Origin of the sequence: Pseudobutyrivibrio sp. ACV-2 (genome assembly GCF_900107545.1) — a bacterium.
Classification (GTDB): Bacteria; Bacillota; Clostridia; order Lachnospirales; family Lachnospiraceae; genus Pseudobutyrivibrio.
The window spans coordinates 127,211-152,466 of the sequence record NZ_FNQZ01000005.1 but is presented as its reverse complement, the minus strand read 5'-3'; the positions used below and the strand labels follow the sequence as shown (position 1 = coordinate 152,466).

Annotated in this window: 23 protein-coding genes; 21 read left to right on the top strand and 2 right to left on the bottom strand. The window is 39.3% G+C overall.

Translation table 11 applies throughout. The features are described 5' to 3' along the window. The first annotated feature begins 1 nt into the window (after position 1). The 5 genes from BLV53_RS07385 (at position 2) to BLV53_RS07370 (ending at position 7,368) form a co-directional block, all read left to right on the top strand. A complete protein-coding gene (locus BLV53_RS07385; protein ID WP_090299308.1) occupies positions 2-832 on the top strand; it encodes a carbohydrate ABC transporter permease in 831 nt (276 codons plus the stop codon). Next, on the top strand, positions 832-3,042 hold the full coding sequence (locus BLV53_RS07380; RefSeq protein ID WP_090299306.1) for an alpha-galactosidase: 2,211 nt from the start codon (positions 832-834) through the stop codon (positions 3,040-3,042). The genes BLV53_RS07385 and BLV53_RS07380 overlap by 1 nt, the downstream gene beginning before the upstream one ends. Positions 3,043-3,187: 145 nt before the next feature. Further along, the gene (locus BLV53_RS07375; protein WP_170830785.1) at positions 3,188-4,312 is read left to right on the top strand and encodes an aldo/keto reductase; all 1,125 of its coding nucleotides are present in this window, start codon (positions 3,188-3,190) and stop codon (positions 4,310-4,312) included. Between the two features lie 299 nt (positions 4,313-4,611). Then, complete coding sequence (locus BLV53_RS17520; protein ID WP_278335381.1) at positions 4,612-4,743, top strand: hypothetical protein; 132 nt, start codon at positions 4,612-4,614, stop codon at positions 4,741-4,743. A gap of 24 nt (positions 4,744-4,767) precedes the next feature. After that, positions 4,768-7,368, top strand: a complete 2,601-nt coding sequence (locus BLV53_RS07370) for a PEP/pyruvate-binding domain-containing protein (RefSeq protein ID WP_170830784.1) — start codon at positions 4,768-4,770, stop codon at positions 7,366-7,368. 14 nt (positions 7,369-7,382) lie between these two features. On the opposite strand, the gene BLV53_RS07365 is transcribed toward BLV53_RS07370, so the two are convergent. Beyond that, complete coding sequence (locus BLV53_RS07365; RefSeq protein ID WP_090299303.1) at positions 7,383-7,667, bottom strand: type 2 periplasmic-binding domain-containing protein; 285 nt, start codon at positions 7,665-7,667, stop codon at positions 7,383-7,385. 254 nt (positions 7,668-7,921) lie between these two features. Between BLV53_RS07365 and BLV53_RS07360 the strand changes: the two genes are divergently transcribed. The 13 genes from BLV53_RS07360 (at position 7,922) to BLV53_RS07300 (ending at position 19,548) form a co-directional block, all read left to right on the top strand. Beyond that, complete coding sequence (locus BLV53_RS07360) at positions 7,922-9,118, top strand: ABC transporter substrate-binding protein (protein WP_090299301.1); 1,197 nt, start codon at positions 7,922-7,924, stop codon at positions 9,116-9,118. Positions 9,119-9,179: 61 nt separating this feature from the next. Beyond that, the gene (locus BLV53_RS07355) at positions 9,180-10,061 is read left to right on the top strand and encodes a branched-chain amino acid ABC transporter permease (protein ID WP_090299298.1); all 882 of its coding nucleotides are present in this window, start codon (positions 9,180-9,182) and stop codon (positions 10,059-10,061) included. A 9-nt stretch (positions 10,062-10,070) separates the two neighbouring features. Beyond that, complete coding sequence (locus BLV53_RS07350) at positions 10,071-11,156, top strand: branched-chain amino acid ABC transporter permease (RefSeq protein WP_090299295.1); 1,086 nt, start codon at positions 10,071-10,073, stop codon at positions 11,154-11,156. Next, positions 11,149-12,006 carry an ABC transporter ATP-binding protein gene (locus BLV53_RS07345; RefSeq protein WP_090299292.1) on the top strand — a complete coding sequence of 286 codons (858 nt, stop codon included), beginning with the start codon at positions 11,149-11,151 and terminating at the stop codon, positions 12,004-12,006. The genes BLV53_RS07350 and BLV53_RS07345 overlap by 8 nt, the downstream gene beginning before the upstream one ends. Beyond that, complete coding sequence (locus BLV53_RS07340; RefSeq protein WP_090299290.1) at positions 11,993-12,703, top strand: ABC transporter ATP-binding protein; 711 nt, start codon at positions 11,993-11,995, stop codon at positions 12,701-12,703. Before BLV53_RS07345 ends, BLV53_RS07340 begins: the two co-directional genes overlap by 14 nt. A gap of 147 nt (positions 12,704-12,850) precedes the next feature. After that, the gene (locus BLV53_RS07335) at positions 12,851-14,209 is read left to right on the top strand and encodes a circularly permuted type 2 ATP-grasp protein (RefSeq protein ID WP_090299287.1); all 1,359 of its coding nucleotides are present in this window, start codon (positions 12,851-12,853) and stop codon (positions 14,207-14,209) included. Then, positions 14,191-14,865, top strand: a complete 675-nt coding sequence (locus BLV53_RS07330) for an alpha-E domain-containing protein (protein WP_090299283.1) — start codon at positions 14,191-14,193, stop codon at positions 14,863-14,865. The genes BLV53_RS07335 and BLV53_RS07330 overlap by 19 nt, the downstream gene beginning before the upstream one ends. Next, on the top strand, positions 14,862-15,674 hold the full coding sequence (locus tag BLV53_RS07325; protein WP_090299281.1) for a transglutaminase-like domain-containing protein: 813 nt from the start codon (positions 14,862-14,864) through the stop codon (positions 15,672-15,674). The genes BLV53_RS07330 and BLV53_RS07325 overlap by 4 nt, the downstream gene beginning before the upstream one ends. Further along, positions 15,649-16,626, top strand: a complete 978-nt coding sequence (locus tag BLV53_RS07320) for a M14 family metallopeptidase (RefSeq protein ID WP_090299278.1) — start codon at positions 15,649-15,651, stop codon at positions 16,624-16,626. Before BLV53_RS07325 ends, BLV53_RS07320 begins: the two co-directional genes overlap by 26 nt. Beyond that, positions 16,623-17,552 carry a M14 family metallopeptidase gene (locus BLV53_RS07315; protein ID WP_090299275.1) on the top strand — a complete coding sequence of 310 codons (930 nt, stop codon included), beginning with the start codon at positions 16,623-16,625 and terminating at the stop codon, positions 17,550-17,552. Before BLV53_RS07320 ends, BLV53_RS07315 begins: the two co-directional genes overlap by 4 nt. Before the next feature lie 29 nt (positions 17,553-17,581). Beyond that, the gene (locus BLV53_RS07310) at positions 17,582-18,571 is read left to right on the top strand and encodes a nucleotidyltransferase family protein (RefSeq protein ID WP_090299273.1); all 990 of its coding nucleotides are present in this window, start codon (positions 17,582-17,584) and stop codon (positions 18,569-18,571) included. Between the two features lie 5 nt (positions 18,572-18,576). Beyond that, positions 18,577-19,083, top strand: a complete 507-nt coding sequence (locus tag BLV53_RS07305; RefSeq protein ID WP_090299271.1) for an FUSC family protein — start codon at positions 18,577-18,579, stop codon at positions 19,081-19,083. Between the two features lie 240 nt (positions 19,084-19,323). Beyond that, the gene (locus BLV53_RS07300) at positions 19,324-19,548 is read left to right on the top strand and encodes a hypothetical protein (RefSeq protein WP_139298933.1); all 225 of its coding nucleotides are present in this window, start codon (positions 19,324-19,326) and stop codon (positions 19,546-19,548) included. Between the two features lie 140 nt (positions 19,549-19,688). Here BLV53_RS07300 and BLV53_RS17515 read toward each other — a convergent pair whose 3' ends face one another. Then, the gene (locus BLV53_RS17515) at positions 19,689-19,811 is read right to left on the bottom strand and encodes a hypothetical protein (RefSeq protein WP_015548208.1); all 123 of its coding nucleotides are present in this window, start codon (positions 19,809-19,811) and stop codon (positions 19,689-19,691) included. 599 nt (positions 19,812-20,410) lie between these two features. Here BLV53_RS17515 and BLV53_RS07295 point away from each other — a divergent pair. From BLV53_RS07295 to BLV53_RS07285, 3 genes are all read left to right on the top strand, one after another. Then, positions 20,411-22,333, top strand: a complete 1,923-nt coding sequence (locus BLV53_RS07295; RefSeq protein ID WP_090299266.1) for an NAD(+) synthase — start codon at positions 20,411-20,413, stop codon at positions 22,331-22,333. 201 nt (positions 22,334-22,534) lie between these two features. Beyond that, the gene (locus BLV53_RS07290; protein ID WP_242879045.1) at positions 22,535-24,190 is read left to right on the top strand and encodes a peptide ABC transporter substrate-binding protein; all 1,656 of its coding nucleotides are present in this window, start codon (positions 22,535-22,537) and stop codon (positions 24,188-24,190) included. Between the two features lie 129 nt (positions 24,191-24,319). Further along, a complete protein-coding gene (locus BLV53_RS07285; RefSeq protein WP_090299263.1) occupies positions 24,320-25,255 on the top strand; it encodes an ABC transporter permease in 936 nt (311 codons plus the stop codon). Position 25,256: the final 1 nt, after the last annotated feature.

Below are 25,256 nucleotides of genomic sequence, written 5' to 3'. Positions count from 1 at the left end.
CATGGAAACGAGTAAAACAAATAAAATCATTTTATATGTGGTTTTGATAATTATGTCCCTTGTAATGCTGATTCCTTTCGCATGGATGATACTTACAGCATTAAAGACTAATCAGGAGTCAATATCAGTTTCTCCATTTTATATTTTGCCACATTCAGGTTGGCATTTTGAAAATTTTGCAACTGTATGGAAAAGCTACAATTTTATAACACTTTATAAAAACACAATTCTTATGATATTTTTCAGAGTTGTTTGTGCATGCCTTACTGCCACTATGGCAGGCTATGCTTTTGGAAGATTGAATTTCCCAGGTGAAAAATTCTTCTTTTCATTGATCTTGATACAGATGATGATTCCTGCTCAGATTTTCATCATTCCTCAATATATCATGGTATCTAAGTTAGGATGGATGAACACAACTGCAGGTTTGGTGTTTCCGGGACTTGTTACAGCCTTTGGTACATATCTGCTAAAAACTGCATACCAGGGCCTGCCAAAAGAGTTAGAAGAAGCGGCAGCCATTGATGGGGCTAATGTTGTGCAAAGATTTTTATTTATTATGTTTCCATTGACACGTTCTGCTATGGTGTCTCTTGGAATATTTACATCATTATTTGCATTTAAGGATTTAATGTGGCCTATGATTGTTTGTACAAATTCTGAAACTACAACACTTTCAGCAGGTCTGGCAAAAATGCAGGGACAATATGGAAGTGATTATCCAGCAATGATGGCTGCGGCAGTACTTGCCATTGTTCCTATGATTGTAATTTATATTATTTTCCAAAAACAGTTTGTAGAAGGAATTGCTACATCAGGAGGTAAGTTGTAATGTCTATCGTTTGGAATCCAAATAGAAGATTAATTAATATCGAGACAAAAAATTCTACCTATCAAATGAAGATAGATGATTATGGTAATTTAATTCATACTCATTATGGTGGAAAATTACAGGATACTGATATGTCTCAGGAATTAGTTTATCTGGACCGTGGATTTTCAGGTAATCCATATGAAGTAGGAAAAGTGGATAGGACATATTCTTTGGATTATCTGCCACAGGAATATAGCTGTTTTGGTACTGGAGATTATAGAATTACCGGACTTCATGTAAGGAATACAGATGGAAGTAAAGGATGTAGCCTTCATTATAAGAATCATTATATAAATCAAGGTTTATATAGCATTAAGGGACTGCCAGCAATTCATGACAGTTCTGATGACGCAAATTATGAAACACTTTGTGTGGAAATGACAGATGATGTAAATAATCTTGAAGTAACACTTATCTACAGCATCATAAATGATTTAGATATTATAGGACGAAGTGTAAAGCTTAAGAATTCTGGAAATAAGGCATTAACCATAGATAAAGTTGCTTCAATGAATTTGGATTTTACATATGGTGATTGGCAGTGGGTTAGATTTACAGGACGCCATGCCATGGAAAGAAATATTGTTCGTGGCGATATTTACCAGGGAGTTCAATCAATTGGAAGCGTAAGAGGCACAAGCAGCCACCATTATAATCCATTTACAGTAATATGTGAAAAAGAAACTACTGAGAATATGGGACAATGCTATGGATTTTCATTTCTATACAGTGGAGAACATATTACTGAAATAGAAAAGGATCAGACGGGAAGCACCAGAATATTAGTGGGTATACATCCAGATGATTTTTGTTGGAAGCTCGCCCCAGGGGATGAACTTGAATTGCCACAGGTTCTTTTAAGCTATAGTAATGAGGGGCTTGGAACTTTAAGCAGAAATTATCATAAAGTCATTAATAAAAATATTGTCAGAGGAAAGAGAAGTAAAGAAAGAAGACCAGTACTTATTAATAACTGGGAAGCTACATACTTTGATTTTACAGGTGATAAATTAGTAGAAATAGCAAGCCAGGCGCATGATATGGGTATAGAGCTATTTGTTATGGATGATGGTTGGTTTGGAAAAAGAGATGATGATAATAGCGGCTTAGGTGATTGGTATGCAAACGAAAAGAAACTAGGTTGCTCCTTAAAGGAACTGGGTGAAAAAATAAATGCTATTGGCATGGATTTTGGAATCTGGTTTGAACCAGAAATGGTATCAGAGGATAGTGATTTATATAGAAAGCATCCAGAATGGGCTGTAAAAATTCCAGGTAGAAATCCAAATTTAGCACGTAATCAGTTGGTCTTGGATTATTCTAATCCTGAAGTATGTGACTATATCATAAAATCTTTAAGTGATATTTTATCAAGTGCTCCTATAAGCTATGTTAAGTGGGATATGAACAGAAGCATTTGTGATAAGTATGGAAACAGTCTTGATGCAGATAGACAAGGTGAGTTTTCACACAGATACATACTTGGACTTTACAAGGTATTAGAAACTTTGACAACCACATTTGATGATGTACTATTTGAAGGCTGCAGTGGTGGAGGCGGTAGATTCGATGCAGGTATGATGTATTATACTCCACAAATTTGGCTGAGCGATAATACGGATGCTATTAATAGACTTTCTATTCAATATGGTTCATCCTTTGGATATCCTATATCCACTATGGGTTCCCATGTTTCTGCTTCGCCAAATCATCAGACTGGTAGAAATACACCTTTCAAGACTCGTACAACGGTTGCTATGGCTGGTACATTTGGCTATGAACTGGACATCACCAAGCTAAGCGATGATGAAAAAAAGCAGATAAAAGAAGGCATTAATCTCTTCCATCAATATTATGATATTATTCAACAGGGTGATTACTATCGTCTGTCTACCCCAGAGGATAAGTGTACAGCCTGGGCTATGATAAAAGAGGATAAATCAGAAGCCTTGATTAGCGCAGTATATCATGGAGTAGAGGCAAATCAAAAGCCTACTCATATTCGTGTACCAGGACTTGATTTAAATAGTAATTATGTTGTTGAATATGTTGGCGACGAAGTAGCTTGCCGTGAGATTTCAGGGGCAGCACTTAAAAATGGAGGCATATCTATAAATCCATCTAGGATAGAATATGATAGTTATGTAATTCATTTGGTTAGAAAGTAGAATATTCGGCTTTATGGATACCGCACCGGAGTATACTATTTTACAGTAAATAAATGACAAATAAAGTTAAATTTAGCTTGACGCAATCGATTGAAATACGTCATTATATTACCTGTAAAAGAAGTTTAATTACGGGAGGTAGCAAATGGTAAAAAACGCTTTTTTCCAGGAGATTAATGGTAACTTTGGTTTCGGATGTATGAGACTTCCGATGAATGGGGATGAGGTAGATTTCGACCAGTTTAATCAGATGATTGATAAGTTTATTGCATCTGGTTTAAACTACTTTGATACAGCACATGGATACATAAATGGCAAGTCTGAGCTTGCTATTGCAAAATGTCTTTCAGGCAGATATGACAGAAGTAAGTTTTTACTGGCAGATAAGCTTACTGATGTTTTCTTTAATAAGCAGGAAGATATTCGTCCATTTTTCATGAATCAGTTAGAGTGGTGTGGAGTAGAATATTTTGATTTCTATCTGATGCATGCTCAAAACAAGGATAACTACAAAAAGTTCAAGGCTTGTCAGGCATACGAGACAGCCTATGAGCTTAAAAAGGAAGGCTATATAAAGCATCTTGGCCTTTCCTTCCATGATAGTGCAGATGTACTTGATATGATTCTCACAGAGCATCAGGAGGTCGAGTTTGTGCAGATTCAGTTTAACTATGTGGATTATGAGGATGCTTCAGTTCAGAGCCGCAAGGTCTATGATGTGTGCGTAAAGCATAACAAGCCTGTTGTAGTAATGGAACCTGTAAAGGGCGGTAGCCTTGTAAATCTTCCACAGGATGCGGATGCTATTTTTCGTGAAATGGGAGATATGTCAAATGCCAGCTATGCCCTTAGATTTGCAGCATCATTCCCACAGATGACAATGGTTCTTTCCGGCATGAGCACAATGGAGCAGATGGAAGACAACCTCAGTTTCATGGCAGATTTCAAGCCACTTGATGAAAATGAAATGGGAGCAGTTGCAAAGGTTACAGGTATTTTCAAGAACCTTAATTTGATTCCTTGTACTGGATGCAGATACTGCGTTGAGGAAAATCATTGCCCAAAGAATATCAGGATTCCAGATCTGTTTTCAGCAAAGAATGCCCATGAGGCATTTCATGACTGGAATGCAGGTATGTATCATGACATTGTCTGTCAGGACAATGGAAAGGCCTCAGATTGTATTAAATGTGGTAAGTGCGAGCATGTATGTCCGCAGCATTTGCCAATCAGAGACTTGCTGGTAACGGTAGCAGAGACATTTGAATAATATTTAAGTAAATAACAGAACATCAATAATACTTGGGGCTGTTAAAAAACTCCCCTAAAGGAAGTTGATGGAACCAGTTGAACCAACAGCAGCCAGTGCGCTATCACCCAGGGTCTGGCCCTGGGTGATAGTATCTAATTATCTTTATAATAATTTAATTGCATCCTTTGGATTTAAAAAAATAAACTCAATTTGTTGCAAAATTATGCTATTATATATTTAAGCAGACAATGATGTCCCACCAAGGGCCAATTGTCTGCTTTTTTATATTTATTTATATGGAAAGAAGAATTGAGACAATGAAAGATGGATTTATAAAGGTTGCTGCCGTAACCCCTAAGGTGAAGGTGGCAGTTTCTCCAAGAGGAGATTTGCGTATGCCATCAGATGCCTGCGCAAACATTTGGTTAAAAGAACTGGAAGAGCTTTAAATGACCTAAGGGGAGGTTTTTACAATGGCAGCATTTGACAAAGTGAAATGTGGAATTCCTCAGATGGATGAGGCCATCGACTATATTCGACTAGGGGACAATGTGGTTTTCAGGGTTTCCTCACTTGAAGAGTTCAAACTGTTTTTGGACCCTTATGTTAAACAGGCAATTGAGGATAAAAGAAACATAATCTACTTTAGGTTTGCCAGTCATAAGCCACTGGTGGAGGACTGCCCTGAGATAAAGAAATGTGAGATTCCACTGTCTCATCGATTCGAGAACTTCACCGTGGACATACACAATATCATTGCCGAAGAAGGCTTCGACGCCTTCTATATATTTGATTGCCTTTCAGAGCTTCAGGCTGCCTGGGCTACAGACCTTATGATGGGAAATTTCTTCAAGGTTACCTGTCCATTTCTCTTTACATTGGATACAGTGGCTTATTTTCCAGTGCTTCGAGGCATGCATTCAACCTATGCCATAGATAAAATCAGAAACACCTGTCAGGTTTTTATTGATGTGTATTCTGATGATAAAAACGTATACGTAAGACCTGAAAAGGTTTGGAATCGAAATGAAGAAAAAATGCTTCTTCCCCATATCTACGAGAAGGAGACAGGAGAATTTTATCCTATTTTAGATGGAGTGAAATCCAGCAGATTTTATCAGCTGTTGGGCAAAATGCAGCGTTCGCACAAGGAGCAGCATTCTGATTATTGGGATAGATTTTTTAATCAGTCCCGAAGTCTTTATGACAGCGGCATGGATATTAAAGAAAACGCAGACAGAATGTGCAATATTATGATGACCAGGGATGAGAAGATGCGCCTTATGGTAAAGGAGAATTTCACCCCAGAGGATTATTTTGAAGTACGAGAGCACATGATAGGAACAGGAATGATAGGAGGTAAAGCCTGCGGTATGCTTCTTTCCCGTGCAATTGTCCGCAACAAGCTTCCACAAATATATGAAAACATCGAACCTCACGATTCCTTCTATGTGGGCTCTGATGTTTACTACACCTATATAGTAGATAACGATTTTTGGGACCTGCGAGTGAAGCAAAGAACCGATGAAGGTTTCTTTGCATTGGCGGAGCAGTTTGCAGGAAAGCTTCGAACTGGCAGCTTTAATGAAGAAATCAAAGAAGAATTCAGAAATATTATCGAATACTATGGTCAAGATCCATACATTATTCGTTCCAGCAGTATCCTTGAGGATGGATTCGGCAATGCTTTCGCAGGAAAATATGAGTCAGTTTTCTGTGCCAACAGAGGAACCGAAGAGGAACGTTTAGAGGAATTTGAAAATGCAGTAAGAACCGTTTATGCAAGTTCAATGAGTTTATCAGCCCTTGATTACAGAAAGCGCCGTGGCTTGGAAAAACGAGATGAGCAGATGGCTCTTTTAATTCAAAGAGTGTCAGGCTCTTACTATGGCAATTACTTTATGCCTTGCGCAGCAGGCGTGGGTTATTCCTATAGCCCATATAAATTTATAAAGGATATTGATCAGACTAAGGGAATGCTGCGTCTTGTTATGGGACTTGGAACCTCGGCAGTGGATAGAACAGAGGGCTCGTACCCTCGACTTGTCAGCCTTGCTGCTCCTGAGAAAACCGTATATACGAATTCTGCAGATATGCATAAATTCTCCCAAAGAAAAATCGAGGTGGTGGATACAAAGGAGCGATGCTTAAAGCAGCTGGAGGTTAGCAATCTTCTGCCAGATATTTCCTTCTACCATAAGACTATGCTTTTGGACCATGACTATGATGTGGAAAGCAGGCTGCGAGAGACAGGACAAAACAGAGAGGTAATGTATGTGTCTTGTAGAGGTCTGGTAAAACGCTCAGAAATCATGGATGCATTGCGGGATATTATGGCCTGTATTCAATCAGAATATAATTATCCTGTAGACATAGAGTACGCAATTAATCTATCAGAGAATGACGAATACATGATAAACCTGCTTCAGTGTAGACCGCTGCAGGTGTTCAAGGATTTGGGAGAGGTAACTATTCCAAAGGATATTCCTAGGGAGCAAATCCTTTTGGAGAGCTACGGCTGCTCTATGGGATTGTCACGCCAGGTAAAGCTGGATTTAATTGTCTATGTAGACCCAGTGGCTTACTACAACATGCCTCATTACGAGAAGAATAAGGTGGCTCAGTTTATAAGTAAGGTAAACTGGTACAGCCCTGAAAAGGACAAGCACATGTTTTTGATGAGCCCGGGACGACTTGGTACCTCATCTCCTGAACTGGGTGTGCCAACAGCCTTTTCTGATATAAGTGGATTTGAGGCCATCTGTGAGATGGAGGAAAAGAAGGCCGGCTACAATCCAGAACTGTCTTACGGCAGCCATATGTTCCAGGATTTGGTGGAGCAGGATATTCTCTATACCGCAGTTTTTGCAGGAAAAGAGGGCACAACCTTCAATCCTGATCTGCTAAAGACATTTGGCATGACTGAGAACAATAAAGGCTTCAAAAATATAACAGAGACCTTTGAAGGTGGAAGTGAGCTTAAAGATATAGTTCGGGTGTATGATGTGTCTGATATGGATGTGGAAATGTTTAATGACTTAAGTAAGGAGCATTTTATGGTGATTATATATTGAGATTGTAAATAGGTTTAATTCTCCATCTCATATTTAAAGTAATCAACCAGTGCTTCCTTTAATGCCCCTGCCTCTGCACTGAGTATATTGCCTTTGCTACTTACGATATAAAGCTTTTTTACAAGCCATTCTTCTTCGAAGCGTATAAGCTTAATTTTGTTTGAACGATTTTTGGACGCCAGATATTCAAGACTCATTCCCAAGGCATAGTTTTCCTCTGCCATTTGATGAATCAGATGTATGTCAGAGGTTTCAAGAATTACATTTGGAAACTCCAAGGTATGATCAAAGCTATACAATTGATTGATGCTTGTGGTAGACTTTGCATCCTTTTTTTAACAGAAAAGAGGTAAACTTTAGCCATCAATTCTAGAACCTATTTTTCAAGAGGGAATCTCTCACTACTTCCAACTGACACTGATTTTACTCTATCAAAAATAAAATTTGTCATTGACTATAAACAAAAAATAAATTAAAATCAAGCACAACTTACAAAGAGGTAGGGATCTATTTGATCTCTGCCTCTTTTTTTATTTAGAGAGGAGATAACGGTATGAAAAGAAGCTTAGGATTATTACTTGCAACATCATTAATTGCCACATCATTAGTTGGATGCGGAGAGTCATCAAGTAGTGAGAGCGCACAGACAGCAGGTAACGGGGATGTAATTAAAATTGGTGTGTTTGAGCCTAAGACAGGTGAAAATGGATCAGGCGGAGCTCAGGAAGAACTTGGTATTGAATTTGCTCACTCAGTGAGACCTACAGTAACAGTTGATGGAAAAGAGTACACTATTGAGCTGGATTGGCAGGATAACCAGTCAGACAAAACTGTTGCAGCTACTGCGGCACAGAAGCTTATTTCTGATGGATGTGTGGGTGTTATTGGAGGATATGGTTCAGGTACATGTATCGCAGCAGGTTCTTATTTCTCAGATGCTATGATTCCGGCAATCGGAACAAGCTGTACAAACACTAATGTAACACTTGGAAATGATTATTATTTCAGAGTATGCTACCTAGATCCTTTCCAGGGCACAGTAATGGCTGACTGGGCTATAGAGCAGGGTTATACAGAGATTGCCATAATCGACAATATTGGTAATGAGTATACATCAGGTCTAGTACAGACATTCAAGGATGAGTACGAAGCTAAAGGCGGGACAATCGTAACAGCCGAGACATTCCAAACTAACGAGTCAGACTTCAAGGCTATTCTTACAAATATTAAGAATTCAGGTGTTAAGGCCATATTTGCTCCTACAGATTATGTATATGCTCCACTTCTTTTGAATCAGGCAGCAGACCTAGGGCTTGAAGTACAGTGGATTGCAGGTGACACATGGAATAACCCAGTATTAACAGAGGATGCAGGTGATAACGCAGAGGGGGTAGTTCTTGATTGCTTCTATGCAGAGGGCGGCAATGAAGAATTCGATGCAGCCTTCAAGGAGTGGATTAACAGTGAATCAAAATACTTAGAGGCAAACCTTGGCACAGACAATATCATTGGTAATCAGGCAATGTGTTATGACGCATACATGGTAATGTGTAATGCAATCGAAAGTGCTAACTCATTAGAAGGTACAGCAATTAGAGATGCCCTTGCTAGTATTACAGTTGAGGATGGTGTAATTGGCGGAACGGTAGTATTCGATGAGAATGGTGATGCCAAGAAGAACACAACCTATGTCCTAGAGGTTAAGGATAAAGCCTTTACCTTTGTTGAGGAAGTAACTCACGGGGAATAAATAAAAGTCAGCGGAATGAGAAATCATTCCGCTGATAAATTTAGAAAAGAAGGTAACATATATGACAATATCATATTTCTTTCAACAATTATTAAATGGCTTGTCATTAGGTGGAGCGTATGCTCTGATTGCTATTGGTTACACAATGGTATATGGAATTTTAAGAATGATTAACTTCGCTCACGGCGATGTGTTTATGATGGCAGGTTATTTTGCAATTTATTCCATGGCAGCATTTCCATGGCAATTATCACTTCCAATTGTAATCATAGGAACAATAGTTCTTGGTGTGGTAATCGAAAGAATAGCATATAAACCACTGAGAACAGCTCCTAGAATGTCAGTTATGATTTCAGCAATTGGTGTATCCTATTTTTTGGAGAATCTCGCAAATTATTTATATACAGCAATGCCTCAAAGTTATCCACAGATTGATATATTAAAGCAAATACATACATTTGGGGATATTACAGTATCAAGAGTAACAATTATTGCACCAATAATCACAATAGTTCTTACCTTTTTACTAATGACACTTGTGAATCATACTAAGCTAGGCATGGCTATGAGAGCTTGTTCAAAGGACCAGGATACAGCGCGTATTATGGGAATCAAAGTGGATAGAGTAATTACCATGACCTTCGTAATAGGATGCGGACTGGCAGCAATTGGCTCAATCCTATATTTCACAGATAGAAATACAGTTCAGCCATATTCTGGATCACTTCCAGGACTTAAGTGTTTTGTTGCAGCAGTACTTGGTGGAATAGGTTCAATTCCAGGTGCCATGGTGGGAGGCTTTATCGTAGGGATAAGCCAGATTGCAATAACAGCTGCAGGCTATTCTGTATTCTCAGATGCCTTCACTTTTGTACTACTTATATTCATATTGATTATTCGTCCTACAGGAATTTTCGGCGAAAAAGCAACTGATAAAGTGTGAGGTACTGTTATGCAAAAGATAAAATTAACTAACAAAACAATATTTAATATAGCTTGTGTTGCAATAGTAGTTATACTGCTTGGTTATTTACAGGCTACTGAGATTGAGAATTCATATGCAATCACAATCATTGAACGCAGTTGTATATATGCGGTTGCAGCAGTATCTATGAACTTGATGATTGGATTCACAGGACAATTCTCCCTTGGAACGGCAGGATTCATGTGTTTAGGGGCTTATATTACAGGAATCTTCACAATGCCAATAGAAATTCGAGATCAGGTGTATTACCTATATGGCATGGCATCATTCATACATAATATTCAGGTGCCTCTTGTAGTAGCCCTTCTAATATCTGGAGTAATTGGCGCCATCATCGCATTTTTAATAGGTTGGCCAGTACTTCGTTTAAAAAGTGACTATCTAGCTATAGCTAATTTAGGTTTCTCAGAAATTGTACGAGCAGTTTTAGGCTGGGATGGACTAGGCAAGATTACTAATGCTTCGTATGGTCTCAGTAACATACCAGCCTTTTCAAGTATTTTCCAAGCAGTGATTATCTGTGGTGTGTGTATTGCATTGATGCTTTTAATGATTAATTCATCATATGGTAGAGCATTCAAAGCAATCAGAGATGACGATATTGCAGCAGAAGCTATGGGAATCAACTTATTTAAGATAAAGCAGTTAGCATTTGTAGTATCTAGCTTCTTTGCTACAGTAGCTGGCGGACTCATGGCAGTATTCTTAAGGTCTGCAGCCACATCTACTTTTACAGTAGCTCTTACTTACAATATCCTTCTTATGGTAGTCATCGGAGGAATCGGGTCAGTAAGTGGCTCTGTATTAGGTGCATTCCTTATTACAGCAGGTCAGGAGTGGCTTAGATTCCTAGACAAGGAATATTACATCGGTTCATTTAAGGTTCCATTTACTAGAACAGGATTTAGAATGGTAATTTTTTCAGTTCTTCTGATGCTATTTGTTCTTTTCTGGAATAAGGGAATTATGGGTTCAAAGGAATTCAGTTTCGATTGGTTCAAGAATATATATAAAAGTATCAAAAGAAGAATAAGGAGGAAAAAGAATGTCTAATAAAGAAAGTGTCCTCCGAGTTGAGCATGTAACAATGCAGTTTGGTGGTGTAGTTGCAGTAAATAATCTGACACTTGAGGTGAATAAGGGTGAAATCATCGCTCTTATTGGACCTAATGGTGCAGGCAAGACAACAGCATTTAACTGTATCACAGGAGTGTACGAACCAACTAATGGAGAAATATATTTTAACAATAAGATATTAGTTAGAAACCATCCTCAGGGTAAGATGAAGCGCATGTACCTAGGTGAGGATGAGGGAGAGTATTTTGGAACTATAGTAGCACCTACACCAGATGTAATCACTAAGAAAGGGATCGCCAGAACCTTTCAGAACATTCGTCTCTTTTCTTCCCAGACAGTAATGGATAATGTACTTGTGGCTAAACACATGAGAGCTAAGCAGAATCCATTCACGGCCACATTTCGGCTGAACCATAGCGAAGAAATCAGAATGCGTAAGGAGGCAGTGGAACTGTTAAAGGAGTTGGATTTATATCAGTACAAGGATGATATAGCAGGATCTCTACCATATGGAATCCAAAGGAAGCTTGAGATAGCAAGAGCATTGGCAACAGAGCCTAAGCTATTGCTATTAGATGAGCCCGCTGCAGGCATGAACCCACAGGAAACTATGGAGCTGACAGAGTACATTAAAGAAATCAGAGATAAGTATGACCTTACAATATTTATGATAGAGCACCATATGGACCTTGTCATGGAGATATCAGATAGAATATATGTGCTTGATTTCGGTAAGACAATCGCGAGTGGATTACCAGAGGAAATAGCCACTAATCAAACTGTAATAGAAGCATATCTGGGGGTGACTGAAGATGTTGGAGATTAAAGATTTAAGCGTAAGTTACGGTGGAATCAGGGCAGTAAGAAGCATATCCTTCGATGTAAATGATGGAGAGATATGTACGTTGATTGGCTCTAATGGAGCAGGTAAAAGTACTACATTAAAGTCAATCATCGGTCTGGTTAAGCCTGAGTCAGGCTCAATTAAGATAGATGGCAAGGAAATCATGGGTCAGCAGACCAATGAGATAGTAACAGAAGGAATTACGCTAGTTCCTGAGGGACGTCATGTGTTCCCTGATATGAGTGTATTAGAGAATCTTAAGATAGGCGCATATATGAGAACAGATAGCCTAGCTGATGATATCGATTATGTGTATGACTTGTTTCCTAGGCTTAAGGAGAGATTATGGCAACCGGCAGGTACATTGTCAGGTGGTGAGCAGCAGATGCTTGCAGTAGGTAGAGCTCTTATGAGCAAGCCTAAGATAATTATGATGGACGAACCTTCCTTAGGTCTTGCGCCAATTATTGTACAGGGAATATTCGACATTATTAAAGAGATTAACAAGCAGGGAGTTACGGTACTTCTTATTGAGCAGAATGCAAATATGGCACTTAAGATAGCCCACAGCGCATATGTTATGGAGACTGGAGCTATCACACTAAGAGGAACGGGTGAGGAATTAGCTAAAAATGACGAGATCAAGGCAGCATACTTAGGAGCAAAGATTAAGCATTAATCTTTGGATGAAAGAAATTGAGATAAATTAATAGAAAACGGTTGCATATTTTTTGAATATCCGTATACTTTAATCAAACAAAGGCGTTTTGAGTCACAATTGTGGCTTGAGGCGCCTTTTTATTTTACAGAAAGGAGGAGAGAGAGCATGACAACATACGCAGACATTTTTAGTAAAAAAGAACGGGTTGAGGATATGGAAATCTATGCAGGTTCTGAGGCTGTTAATGAGCAATTGGCCAGGTATGGTGTTAAGTTTGGAATTTATAAAAACAATGAATTCAAAGAGCAGCTTTTTCCGTTTGATATGATTCCAAGAATCATTGATAAGGATGAGTTTACTTACCTTGAAAAGGGATTGAAGCAAAGAGTTGTAGCTCTAAATTGTTTTATTAACGACATCTATGGCGATAAGCATATTGTTAGAGACGGCATCATACCGGAGGAATTCATTTACGCCGGTAGCGGATACTTACCTCAGTGCGATGGAATTAAGCCACCAAAGGGAATATATGCCCACATAGCAGGTATTGATTTAGTTCAGGCGAAGGATGGAGACTGGTATGTTCTGGAGGATAACCTAAGAATCCCTTCAGGCGCATCTTACCCAATGATTGCGCGAATGATTTCCAGAAGAAGCTCACCGGATCTTTTTACGGGAAAACATGTTGAAGACAACAGAAACTATGCCGCTATGCTACGTCGTACTATGGACCATGTGAATGTGGGAGGACACACGGTCATCTTGACTCCAGGCAGATATAATGCAGCTTATTTTGAACACTCGTATCTTGCAGAAAAGACAGGTGCGCATTTGGCTTCTGGACACGAGCTGATAGTTGAAAATGATCACTTGTATTTTATTGATTATTCTGGACGTAAAGAGAGAGTAGGAGCTGTATACAGACGAATATCAGATGAATATCTTGACCCAATGACCTTTAGGAAGGATTCAGTAATTGGAATTCCTCACATTTTTGATATTTACAAAAAGGGAAATGTTGCACTTATCAATGCACCAGGAAATGGTGTGGCTGATGATAAGGGAATATATTATTTCGTTCCAAAGATGGTGAAATATTATCTGAATGAGGAGCCAATTCTCAATAATGCCCCAACCTATCTTCCATACTATGAAGAGGATATGAAGTATGTGCTGGAGAATTTTGACAAGCTAGTTTTAAAGGATGTGGCAGAGGCTGGTGGATACGGAGTAGTGTTCGGCAGCAAGATGAGTTCAGAGGAAAAAGTAAACTTCAAGGAGATGTTGAAGAGTGAGCCTCGAAGATTTATTGCACAGGAGGTTATAGATTTTCTGGATATCGATATCATGGAAAAATGCGAGCTTCTTCCAAGAAAAGCGGACTTGAGAGCTTTTGTACTTATGGGGGATGAACCAATGGTATGGAAAAGTGGATTGACCAGATTTTCCAGAAATCCAGATTCATTTATTGTTAATTCTTCGCAGGGAGGAGGATTTAAAGATACATGGGTATTATCTCAGTAGAGAACACAGACAGATTATACTGGCTTGGCAGATATACAGAGCGAGTGTATACAACTATAAAGGTTTTTGAGGCCAGATTTGATTCAATGATCGATATTGATGATTTGGAGTACGAAAAGTTCTGTGAAAGTCAGGAAATTCCAAACATCTACAAGAGCAAGGAGGATTTTGTTGCTCGATATTGCTTTTCTTTGGAGGATGAGAATTCAATCTTTTCTAACCTGATGAGGGCCTATGATAATGCGATTGTGCTAAGGGACGAAATCGGAAGTGAATCCCTTTCATATATCCAATTGGCGGTATATGCCATGAATCAGGCGGCAATTAACAAATCACCATTAATTGGCTTGCAGCATGTGACGGACAATATAGCTGCATTCTGGGGAATGGCGGATGATGACATTGAGGAGTCCTCAATACGGAACATGATACGCGTTGGTAAGCTTGTGGAACGAATTGATTTATATTCACGACTAAAAGTATTTCCGGAGAGGATTCGTAAGGAGACAAGAAGACTTACTAATCGTATCGATAAAAGTACCATGCGATATGACAGTACGAGGATGGCACACATTAATTATCTGGTCCAGTTGGATGATATGCCTTATGAGACGTTAACAGATGAGATTGAACAATTGGTAGGTGAGGAGCTTTGAAAAAGCTACAGTTTGGCTATCATATGAAGCTTACTTTTAGTGACTACGTAAAAAATCATAGATTTTCACTTAAGTGTGTTCCACATGATAATGATTTACAAAAAATCGAAAATATGTCGGTGGAGGTATATCCAGATAATGTGACCAGTGAGGATGAGGATTCCTACGGAAACATTACCTTATTTGGATATACAAATGAGCTCCATAATAGTTTCGGATTTGATGTAAATGGAATTGCCGTAACTGGCAGAGAAGAGTACGAGAAAGCAGATGAACTTCACAAGATAGGTATATTTAAATATCAAACGCCAAAGACAAAGCCAGGACTTAGGACTTTGGAGTATTATCAGAAGCTTGATTTGAAAAGATTTGATTCAGCTCTTGATAAGGCATCAGCCATTATGGAAGGGTTAAGTAATTCTTTTCAGTATGTGCAAGGGGTTACAAATATGTCTACAACCTCGGAGGAGGCACTTACTGGTGGGAGCGGTGTTTGTCAGGATTATGCACATATCATGCTTTCTCTTTGCAGAATGGAAGGTATACCGTGTCGCTATGTTGCAGGCATGATGATGGGCGAGGGACTATCACATGCCTGGGTAGAGATATGGAATGACCGAAAATGGCTAGGGTTTGATCCAACCAATTATAAGCTTGTGGGAGATGAATATATCAAAATATCTAACGGAAGAGATTCAGAGGATTGTCTTGTAAATCAGGGGATATTCACCGGAAATGTAACTCAGATTCAGGACATCAATGTGGTTGTGGAAGAGGTTGTTGATGAAGGAATTGTTGGAATCAATTGAAGATGTAGTGAGGCTGTCGCTTCCTGTGGATGAGAGATTCGTAATTACGAAGCATAGATTCATGGCTGACAGGAAGAAGAGACAGAAAAGAATATGTATAGTGACCGGAATCCATGGGGATGAATTGGAGGGACAGTATGTGTGCTATGAGCTATCTAGGAGGATTAGGGAGCAGGTTGATAGCTTAAACGGCATAGTCGATATATATCCGGCGATGAATCCCTTTGGAATTGATTCCATTACAAGAGGAATTCCAGCTTTTGACCTGGATATGAATAGAATTTTTCCAGGCAATCTGGATGGAGATATGAATGAGTATCTGGCATACAAAATTATTGAGGAACTGGAGGGAGCAGATCTTGTAATAGATATTCATGCCAGCAATATTTTCCTTACAGAGGTTCCACAGATTCGTATAAACGAATTGAATGCTGATGTACTTGTACCTATAGCAAAGAAAGCAAATATGGATTTGATATGGGTACATGGCGCCAGCACAGTTTTGGAATCTACTCTTGCCTATTCACTTAACAGCAAAGGAACGAAGACACTTGTTGTGGAAATGGGGGTGGGTATGAGAATTACAGAAGAGTACGGTAATCAATTGGCTGATGGTATATTTTCTCTCATGAAGGAGCTGGGAATATGGACGGGAGCAGTTCCTGATATGAAAGAAGCAATTGTTGCCTATGATGCAGATGGCGATGATGTTTGTTATCTGAACGCGCCTTGTTCAGGTATATATATGAAGGAAAAGAAGCATGGAAGTGTGGTAGAAAAAGGAGAATTAGTAGGAAAGATTATTAATCCGTTAAGTGGAGATGTAATAGCAGAAATCAAAGCACCAGAAAAGGGGATGATTTTTACAGTTAGAGAATATCCTGTGGTGGAGGAAGGTTCGCTTATGGGAAGAATTCTCAAGGAAAAGGTAATATTGGAGAATCAGGTATGAGAGAAGATGTTATATATTCATTTAAGGGATTATACAGAGACGCTTTCAGAGTAAAAGGCTATGTTTTTGGAGAAGGTGAAAAGACAGCCTGTATCGTTGGCAGCCTACGAGGAAATGAATATCAACAGGTGTACGTGTGCAGTTTGTTGATAAAGAAACTGAAGGAACTAGAAGAGTATGGAAAGGTTTCCAAAGACAAGTCCATCATGATAGTGCCCTGTGGAAATCCTTATTCCATGAATATAAAGAAACGATTTTGGAGTATTGATAATACTGATATAAACAGAATGTTTCCTGGATACGAAAAAGGGGAAACAACACAGAGAATTGCAGCAGGAATATTTGAGCAGATAAAAGACTACAAGTACGGAATCCAGTTTGCATCCTTCTATATGCCGGGACATTTTGTGCCCCAGGTAAGGATTATGAAAACTGGAAATGAAAATATAGAGATGGCCAAGGCGTTTGGATTACCCTTTGTAGTTGTCCACAACCCAAGACCCTTTGATACAGCAACCCTAAACTACAATTGGCAAATTTGGGACACCGAGGCCTTCTCTATTTATACATCCAGTACGGAAAAGATAGATAAGAAGAGCGCTAAAACTGGCGTGAACGCTGTGTTGAACTTCTTGGCAAAAGAAGGAGTTATTGATTACGAAATTACAGAAGGATGTGTTTCAAAAGTCATAGAAAGTGACAAATTTATAAGTATCAGAACAACTAATGCCGGATTTATGAAACCACTAGTGCAGGCTGGTGATGTAGTAATCAAAGGGCAGGTGATGGCATATGTTACCAATCCATATACTGGAGAAGTTATTCAGACGGTGACTGCAAGTACAGACGGGATCATAGCTTTTGAGTACGATAGTCCGATAGTGTATCAGAATACAGCGGCTTTTAAACTTATTCCGTTATCATAAAAAAGAAGGAGATAATTGGGGAAGACAACATGATTAAACTAAACGATTATTTGTATGATGGAGAGACAATTTTTAGGATATTACAGAAATATATAGATGATCTGGAGGAAAACGCATTATCAACTCATAATCAGGTGGACTTAGTGCACTGCGCATTTCTTGACACTATATATGAGCTTTTAGAGCACAACGAATTTTTAACCTCTCAGTCTCAAAGAATTCGTGAGTTCTATAAATATATGGTAGTAGCATATCCATATTTGGCATTCACCTTTAAGGGGCGAATTAAATCTATTATCCGGTCGGAAGAAAAGTTTAATAGATACATTGTGGACTTCATATATGAATACTATCAGAAGTACCATCATTTCCCAGCAACCCAGGAGATAAAGGAAAAATTAAGTTGTTTTAGGGATGTACTCGCCTATCGAATCGTTATCTCTTTACCTAAGTGTCATTTAAAAAAGGGACAGGATTTAGAAGAGGAAGAGATTAAGCTTTTATATGAAATAGCAAATAAAACGCCTGTGTTCTTGGAATCCCAGGGGTTTACAGTTGTTAAGGCAAATTTGGAAGGGCGTGAATGCTCGGAATTGTTGGATAAAAGTTTGTGGGATACCTATAGAGATTATGTTCATAAGCCAACCAGTGCTGGATATAGATCCTTACATTTAACCTTGTTTGATGATCAGGCAAGGTGCCACGTTGAGGTGCAGCTTAGAACGAAATCTATGGATGATAGTGCTGAAATTGGAGAGTCTAATCATCTGAGATATGTGGAGTCTCAGGAGCAGCAGAAAAACAGAAGATTAGAGATACCGGAAGGGGAATGTGTATTCTTTGATGAGGCTTATGAGAGGGTTGTATCCTTGGAAAATTTAGATTTGGCAAAACTTGATGTAAATATGTTTACTGCAGTAAATAACAGCTTGATAAATGATGGCTGTGGGTTATTTAGGGGACGACAGATTTTACCATTTGAACACTTATCAAGATTTCAAAATGGATTGGTGGACTAGAAGAATTGAAGAAGCTTAAAGAATTAAACTTAGAGTTTCCAAGAATTGGAATGCGAATAATAAAATCAGCTATAGCAGTTCTACTCTGCTTTATAGTGGATTATTATAGAAATGGGGCAGGAATTGTTTTTTACTCACAGCTTTCTGCTCTCTGGTGCATGCAGGCAACCAGGAAAAGCACCATCAAAAATGCCAAGCAGAGAATGATAGGAACCTTTATAGGAACCTTTTATGGTTTCCTTTATATTGTTTTTAAGCAGCTCATTTTGCCAAAGGCAAGTGGATATGATTATGTGGGCTCAGTGATAATATCGGGAATGATTGTGCTTGTAATTTACACATCAGTATTTATTAAGAAAAAGCAGGCTTCATATTTTTCATGTGTAGTGTTTTTGAGTATTGTTGTGAATCATATTGGGGATTCAAACCCTTATTTATTTGCCTGCAATAGATTTTTAGATACTGTCATAGGTATCGCTATTGGTGTGCTGGTTAATATATGGGGATTTTAGGATAGATTTGGGGGAGGTTTTTATGGCAGCGTTTGATAGAGTTTGTTCCGGAATTCCACAGATGGATGAACAGTTCGATAATATTCGACTGGGGGATAACGTGGTTTGACGTGTGGATAAGCTGGAGGATTTCAAGCTGTTTGCAGGGCGTATGCGCAGCAGGCCATAAGGGATGGAAGAAATCTGATTTATATCAGGTTTGCAAGCCATGATACGAATGCGGGTGTAACTAAGGCGCTTATGAGTATAAAAGGAATGAATACAAACTTTAGAAAGAATCGTATGAGCAATGCTAGAATTCAGCAAATTGTAACACTTCTATACATGCACAAAGAGATCGTGACAAGTGAGGGAGTGCATGAGAAGGAGAGTAAGGGGCTTCATGATGTACTTACTAGGGCGTTTAAGAATAATGATTATTATAAGAACAATCCGACGCTTAAGGGTACCTTTGATTCCTTGTAGCATATTGATATTGAATATAAACACTAATGATGTTATATTATAGATAAAGAAAGCACCCACTCCAAAGTGGATGCTCCCGAATTTAGAAGACTTTAGCTCTCAGTGAGAGCTGCCTCTTTCGTTTGCAGACGAGAGAGGCATTATTTTTTTCGCTTGTTGTTTCTCTTATCGAGAAAGCTAAGCAACGCAAGTAGGAAACCACAAGCTGTAAAAAGCAATGCTAACACAGTTAGCATAATCATCAACATTTCATAGTCCGACATATGCGTCACCTCCCTTCCATAGTGACATCCAAATACATGGAGCACCTTATAGAATGGCTCGGGAGATTTCCACCTCGTCATGGGTACTTTCAGTGCGGATGAACCGCATAAATAAATCTAGCACAAACGTTCTGTTTTTACAATCGAACACTCCAAGTTTCTTAGTACTTTTATGAGTACATTTTTTACTCCAAATAATAGATAAGACAAGAGCATAAAAAAGGGTACAAATCGGGTACAAATAAAAATGACAGTCCTGCAAACCTCCTATTTACTAGTGTTTTCGAACACGCCCAATATTCGAGTCCCGCCTCGCGCTCGACGTTCGAGAGTCTAGAATGCTTGATAATTCAAGTGCTCTAGGCTTTCTTTTTTTGTGAATGGAACAATTTTGGGGTGTGTCTCAGTAACCCATGTTTGGATGAATTTCTTTAAATCAACTTTCATTAGTTGTAGTCTTCATGATAACATCTCCATAAAAATAAACTCAATTTGTTGCAAAATTGTGCTATTATATATTTAAGCAGACAATGATGTCCCACCAAGGGCTAATTGTCTGCTTTTTTATATTTATTTATATGGAAAGAAGAATTGAGACAATGAAAGATGGATTTATAAAGGTTGCTGCCGTAACCCCTAAGGTGAAGGTGGCAGATGTGGATTATAACTGTCAGGAAATCTGCCAGTGGATTGATAAGGCGATGGCTGAAGGTGTTAAGGTGATGGTTTTTCCAGAACTTTGCATCACAGGCTACACCTGCCAGGATTTATTTTTGCAGGACAGGTTACTGGAGGAAGCCGTGGAAGGACTGGGGACTATTTGTACCCACACCAAGGAGGTTGATGGCCTGATATTTGTGGGACTGCCACTTGCCATAAAGGGAAAACTATACAATGTGGCAGCCGCAATTAACAAAGGCAGAGTAGTTGGAATTGTTCCAAAGACATTTCTACCTAATTACAACGAGTTTTACGAAGCACGACATTTTCATTCTGGAAAAGACCTGAATACGTATATACGAATTGGCGAAGATGAGGTGCCTGTAACAACCAATCAAATTTTCACCTGCGATGTCATGCCTTCAATTAGAATTGCAGTAGAGTTATGCGAGGATTTATGGGTGCCAAATCCACCTAGTATCAGCCATGCCTTGGCAGGTGCAAACCTCATAGTAAATCTGTCAGCCTCTGATCAGATTATTGGGAAGGACAGATACCGTAGAGAGTTGGTAAGTGGTCAGTCTGCAAGATTGGTTTGCGGATATATTTATGCATCGGCAGGCCCAAGTGAATCTACACAGGATGTAGTTTATTCAGGCCATAATATCATAGCGGAAAATGGAAAGCTTTTAGGGGATTCAAAGATTTTCTCTGAAGACATGTTGGTTACCGAAATCGATATGAAATTCCTTGAGGCAGAGCGCAGGAGAATGACCACCTATGAAGCAGGTGACCAGAGCCGCGAATATAATCAATACGTATATACGAATTTTGTCTTAAACAATTCAGAAACGAAACTCACACGTTTTATCGACCCAAAGCCATTCGTGCCTTCATCAGTAGAAGAACGAGAACTACGCTGCAACGAAATTATCACCATTCAGGCAATGGGCTTAAAGAAACGACTTGAACATATAGACTGTAAAACTGCAGTTATTGGAATATCAGGAGGACTTGATTCCACACTGGCATTTCTTGTGACCCTTAAAGCCTTCGATTATTTAAACCTTGATCGAAAGGGAATAATTGCTGTAACCATGCCAGGCTTCGGCACCACAGACAGGACCTATGACAATGCAGTAAGATTAATAAAAGAAACTGGAGCCACCTTTAAGGAAATAAACATTAGTGCAGCAGTAAACCAACATTTCGCAGACATCAATCATGATCCGTCAAAACATGACATCACTTATGAAAACAGCCAGGCAAGAGAGCGAACCCAGCTGTTGATGGATATTGCAAATCAGGAGAACGGAATAGTAATTGGTACAGGAGATTTGTCGGAACTTGCCCTAGGCTGGGCCACCTATAACGGGGACCATATGTCTATGTACGCTGTGAATGCTTCCGTGCCAAAGACCCTGGTTCGCTACCTTGTAAAGTACTATGCAGATACAGTGGAAAATCAGCAGCTTAGCAAAACACTATACGATGTTTTGGATACGCCAGTATCACCAGAGTTGCTTCCTCCAACAGAGGGACAGATTTCCCAGAAGACAGAGGACTTGGTGGGACCATATGAACTCCATGATTTCTTCCTGTATCACATGCTGAGACTGGCACAGACACCTGCAAAGATTTTCCGCCTTGCCCATATCGCATTTACGAATCAGTATGATGATGAAACAATCTTAAAATGGGAGAAGACCTTCTATAGAAGATTTTTCGCACAGCATTTCAAGAGAAGTTGTTTGCCAGATGGGCCAAAGGTTGGTTCAGTGGCAGTTTCTCCAAGAGGAGATTTGCGTATGCCATCAGATGCCTGCGCAAACATTTGGTTAAAAGAACTGGAAGAGCTTTAAATGACCTTAGTAAAGAACACTTTTTGATTATTATAAAATGATTTGATAACTACCCATCAAGAAAATTTTAATAAAAATTTAATTTTACTCTTTACATCGCTAAAGTAATTGGTTATAGTTTAATACATCAGTACAGTGAAGTGCTACAGTGTGAAAGCCTTCACTGTGCTTTTTTTAAACAATTATGAGAGGAGAATCAATATGAAGAAAAGAATTTTAGCCTTTGTTCTCGCAGCTACTATGGCTATTGGAATGGCAGGTTGCGGCAGCAAGAGCGCTGACACAGCAGCAACCACAGCTGAAGGCGGTGCTCAGACAGCATCTGCTTCTAGCGACTTAAATGTAATGATTGAAACACCTGTTGAGTCACTTGACCCACAGCAGGCAACAGACGGTACATCCTTCGAGGTTATCGCAGACTACACAGACGGACTTATGCAGATGGATAGTGATGGTAACCCCGTAAATGCTATCGCTGAAAGCTATGAGGTTTCTGAGGACGGACTTACATACACCTTCAAGCTTCGTCAGGATGCAAAGTGGAGCAATGGCACAGCAGTTACAGCAGCAGATTTCGTTTTTGCTTGGCAGAGAGCAGTTGACCCTGAGGTTGCTTCAGAGTACTCATACATGCTTAGCGACATCGGTCAGATTGTAAATGCAGAGGCAATTATCGCAGGTGAGAAGGATAAGAGCGAACTTGGTGTAACAGCAGTTGATGATTACACACTGGAGGTTTCACTCAATGTTCCTGTTTCATATTTCCTTTCACTTATGTATTTCCCAACTTTCTATCCAGTAAATGAGGAGTTCTTCACATCTTGCGGAGATACATTTGGAACAAGCCCTGAGACAACACTTTCAAACGGTGCTTTCGTTTTAGATTCTTACGAGCCAGCAGCAACAGCTTTCCACCTTACAAAGAATGCTGATTACTACGATGCTTCAAGAGTTCAGTTATCAGGACTTAACTATCAGGTTATCCAGGATTCACAGACAGCGCTTATGAGCTACCAGAATGGCGACCTTGATATCACACTTGTAAATGGTGATCAGGTTGAGCAGGTTTCTGTAGACCCTGAGTTCCAGACAATTGGTGCTGGTTATCTTTGGTATGTAACTCCAAATATTAGCGCTGTTAAGGAGCTTGACAATCTTAACATCAGACTTGCACTTTCAAACGCTATCAACCGTGTTGACGTAACAAGCCAGCTTAACGATGGTTCACTTCCAACATACACCGCTGTACCACGCGACTTCTCAGCAGATTTCTCAGCTGATCAGGATAAGTTCAAGTCTGTTTGTGCAGACGATGCAGATGCAGCAGCTAAGTACTGGGAGGAAGGTCTCAAGGAGTTAGGAACAGATTCAATCACACTTGAGATGGTAGTTGATGATGACGATGCTCCAAAGAAGGTTGCTACAGTTCTTAAGTCTGAGTGGGAGGCAGCTCTTCCAGGTCTTACAGTTGAAATCGTAACAGAGCCAAAGAAGCAGCGTGTTCAGGATCTTCAGGAAGGCAACTACGAGCTTGGTCTTACAAGATGGGGACCTGACTATGATGATCCTATGACATATCTTGGTATGTGGGTAACAGATTGCTCAAACAACTACGGTTTATGGACAAACCCAGAGTATGATTCAATCATCGCTGAGTGCACAACTGGAGATCTTTGCACAGAGCTTGATGCTAGACGTACAAGACTTTACGATGCAGAGCAGATTGTAATGGAAGAAGCAGTTATCTTCCCAATCTACACAGCAGCAAACGCTACACTTGTTAAGTCAAACGTAACAGGAATTGACTTCCACCCTGTAGCACTTAACAGAGTATTCAAGGATACAGTAAAGCAGTAAGAAGCTTTTGATTATTGATTAAAGGGCGGGCCATGCTTTGATATTTAAGGTGTGGCCCAATACTTTTTTAAGAATGTGGAAAAGGAGTTTTCCCTATTCTTAAAGAAATATTTTAAAGGAGATAATGTAGTGAAAAAGTATATCTTAAAAAGAGTTCTAACTTCTATTGGAACTTTGCTTGCCATCATTCTGGTACTTTTCATACTGATGCATTTAATGCCAGGTTCACCTTTCAACGATGAAAAGTTATCAGAGGATCAGCGTCAGGTTCTTTATTCAAAGTACGGGTTAGATCAACCAATCGTAGTCCAGTTCGGACAGTATGTTGTGAATATGTGTAAAGGAGATTTTGGTGTAAGTTACAACATCTCAAAGAACACTCCAATTTCACAGTTGATTCAGTCACGACTTCCAATTTCTATCAGAATAGGATTTTTTGCAGTGCTTTTAGGTGCCTTGGTAGGCCTTATTTTAGGTTTGATTGCGGCACTGAAAAAGGACACCATTTTGGATACCATATGTACCATCATATCGGTAATCGGAGTGTCTGTGCCCTCATATGTATTTGCGTTAGGACTGAGCTTCACACTTGGCTTCAAATGGAAACTTTTCCCAATGCTCTACAGCACTGCAGATGAATTAAATTCCAGCGTTATGCCATCAATTGCTCTTTCAATGTTTACAATGGCATCAATCGCCAGATTCACTAGAACAGAAATGATTGAGGTTCTTGGCAGCGAGTATATGCTTCTTGCAGAGAGTAAGGGCTTGTCTGGAAGAAAATTGATTTTCTCCCACGCATTAAGAAACGCACTTATTCCTATCATTACTGTACTTGCTCCACTCATCGTTGATTTGATGACAGGTTCTCTGGTAGTAGAAAAGATTTTTGCAATTCCTGGTGTTGGTAGCTTGCTTGTAAATGCAATTCAGTCCAACGACTACAACGTGGTTATTGCTTTGAGCTTTATCTATTCGGCAATGTACATTGCCATAATGCTTGTGGTTGATATCCTTTACGGAATCATCGATCCAAGAATTCGTCTGGGAAAGGAGGGAGACTAAG

What these genes read in the sequence shown, in the direction of transcription:
- BLV53_RS07385 (WP_090299308.1), top strand. Translation starts at nt 2, where the DNA reads ATGGAAACGAGTAAAACAAATAAAATCATTTTATATGTGGTTTTGATA.
- BLV53_RS07380 (WP_090299306.1), top strand. Translation starts at nt 832, where the DNA reads ATGTCTATCGTTTGGAATCCAAATAGAAGATTAATTAATATCGAGACA.
- BLV53_RS07375 (WP_170830785.1), top strand. Translation starts at nt 3,188, where the DNA reads ATGGTAAAAAACGCTTTTTTCCAGGAGATTAATGGTAACTTTGGTTTC.
- BLV53_RS17520 (WP_278335381.1), top strand. Translation starts at nt 4,612, where the DNA reads ATGAAAGATGGATTTATAAAGGTTGCTGCCGTAACCCCTAAGGTGAAG.
- BLV53_RS07370 (WP_170830784.1), top strand. Translation starts at nt 4,768, where the DNA reads ATGGCAGCATTTGACAAAGTGAAATGTGGAATTCCTCAGATGGATGAG.
- BLV53_RS07360 (WP_090299301.1), top strand. Translation starts at nt 7,922, where the DNA reads ATGAAAAGAAGCTTAGGATTATTACTTGCAACATCATTAATTGCCACA.
- BLV53_RS07355 (WP_090299298.1), top strand. Translation starts at nt 9,180, where the DNA reads ATGACAATATCATATTTCTTTCAACAATTATTAAATGGCTTGTCATTA.
- BLV53_RS07350 (WP_090299295.1), top strand. Translation starts at nt 10,071, where the DNA reads ATGCAAAAGATAAAATTAACTAACAAAACAATATTTAATATAGCTTGT.
- BLV53_RS07345 (WP_090299292.1), top strand. Translation starts at nt 11,149, where the DNA reads ATGTCTAATAAAGAAAGTGTCCTCCGAGTTGAGCATGTAACAATGCAG.
- BLV53_RS07340 (WP_090299290.1), top strand. Translation starts at nt 11,993, where the DNA reads ATGTTGGAGATTAAAGATTTAAGCGTAAGTTACGGTGGAATCAGGGCA.
- BLV53_RS07335 (WP_090299287.1), top strand. Translation starts at nt 12,851, where the DNA reads ATGACAACATACGCAGACATTTTTAGTAAAAAAGAACGGGTTGAGGAT.
- BLV53_RS07330 (WP_090299283.1), top strand. Translation starts at nt 14,191, where the DNA reads ATGGGTATTATCTCAGTAGAGAACACAGACAGATTATACTGGCTTGGC.
- BLV53_RS07320 (WP_090299278.1), top strand. Translation starts at nt 15,649, where the DNA reads ATGAAGGAATTGTTGGAATCAATTGAAGATGTAGTGAGGCTGTCGCTT.
- BLV53_RS07315 (WP_090299275.1), top strand. Translation starts at nt 16,623, where the DNA reads ATGAGAGAAGATGTTATATATTCATTTAAGGGATTATACAGAGACGCT.
- BLV53_RS07310 (WP_090299273.1), top strand. Translation starts at nt 17,582, where the DNA reads ATGATTAAACTAAACGATTATTTGTATGATGGAGAGACAATTTTTAGG.
- BLV53_RS07300 (WP_139298933.1), top strand. Translation starts at nt 19,324, where the DNA reads ATGAGTATAAAAGGAATGAATACAAACTTTAGAAAGAATCGTATGAGC.
- BLV53_RS17515 (WP_015548208.1), bottom strand. Translation starts at nt 19,811, where the DNA reads ATGTCGGACTATGAAATGTTGATGATTATGCTAACTGTGTTAGCATTG.
- BLV53_RS07295 (WP_090299266.1), top strand. Translation starts at nt 20,411, where the DNA reads ATGAAAGATGGATTTATAAAGGTTGCTGCCGTAACCCCTAAGGTGAAG.
- BLV53_RS07290 (WP_242879045.1), top strand. Translation starts at nt 22,535, where the DNA reads ATGAAGAAAAGAATTTTAGCCTTTGTTCTCGCAGCTACTATGGCTATT.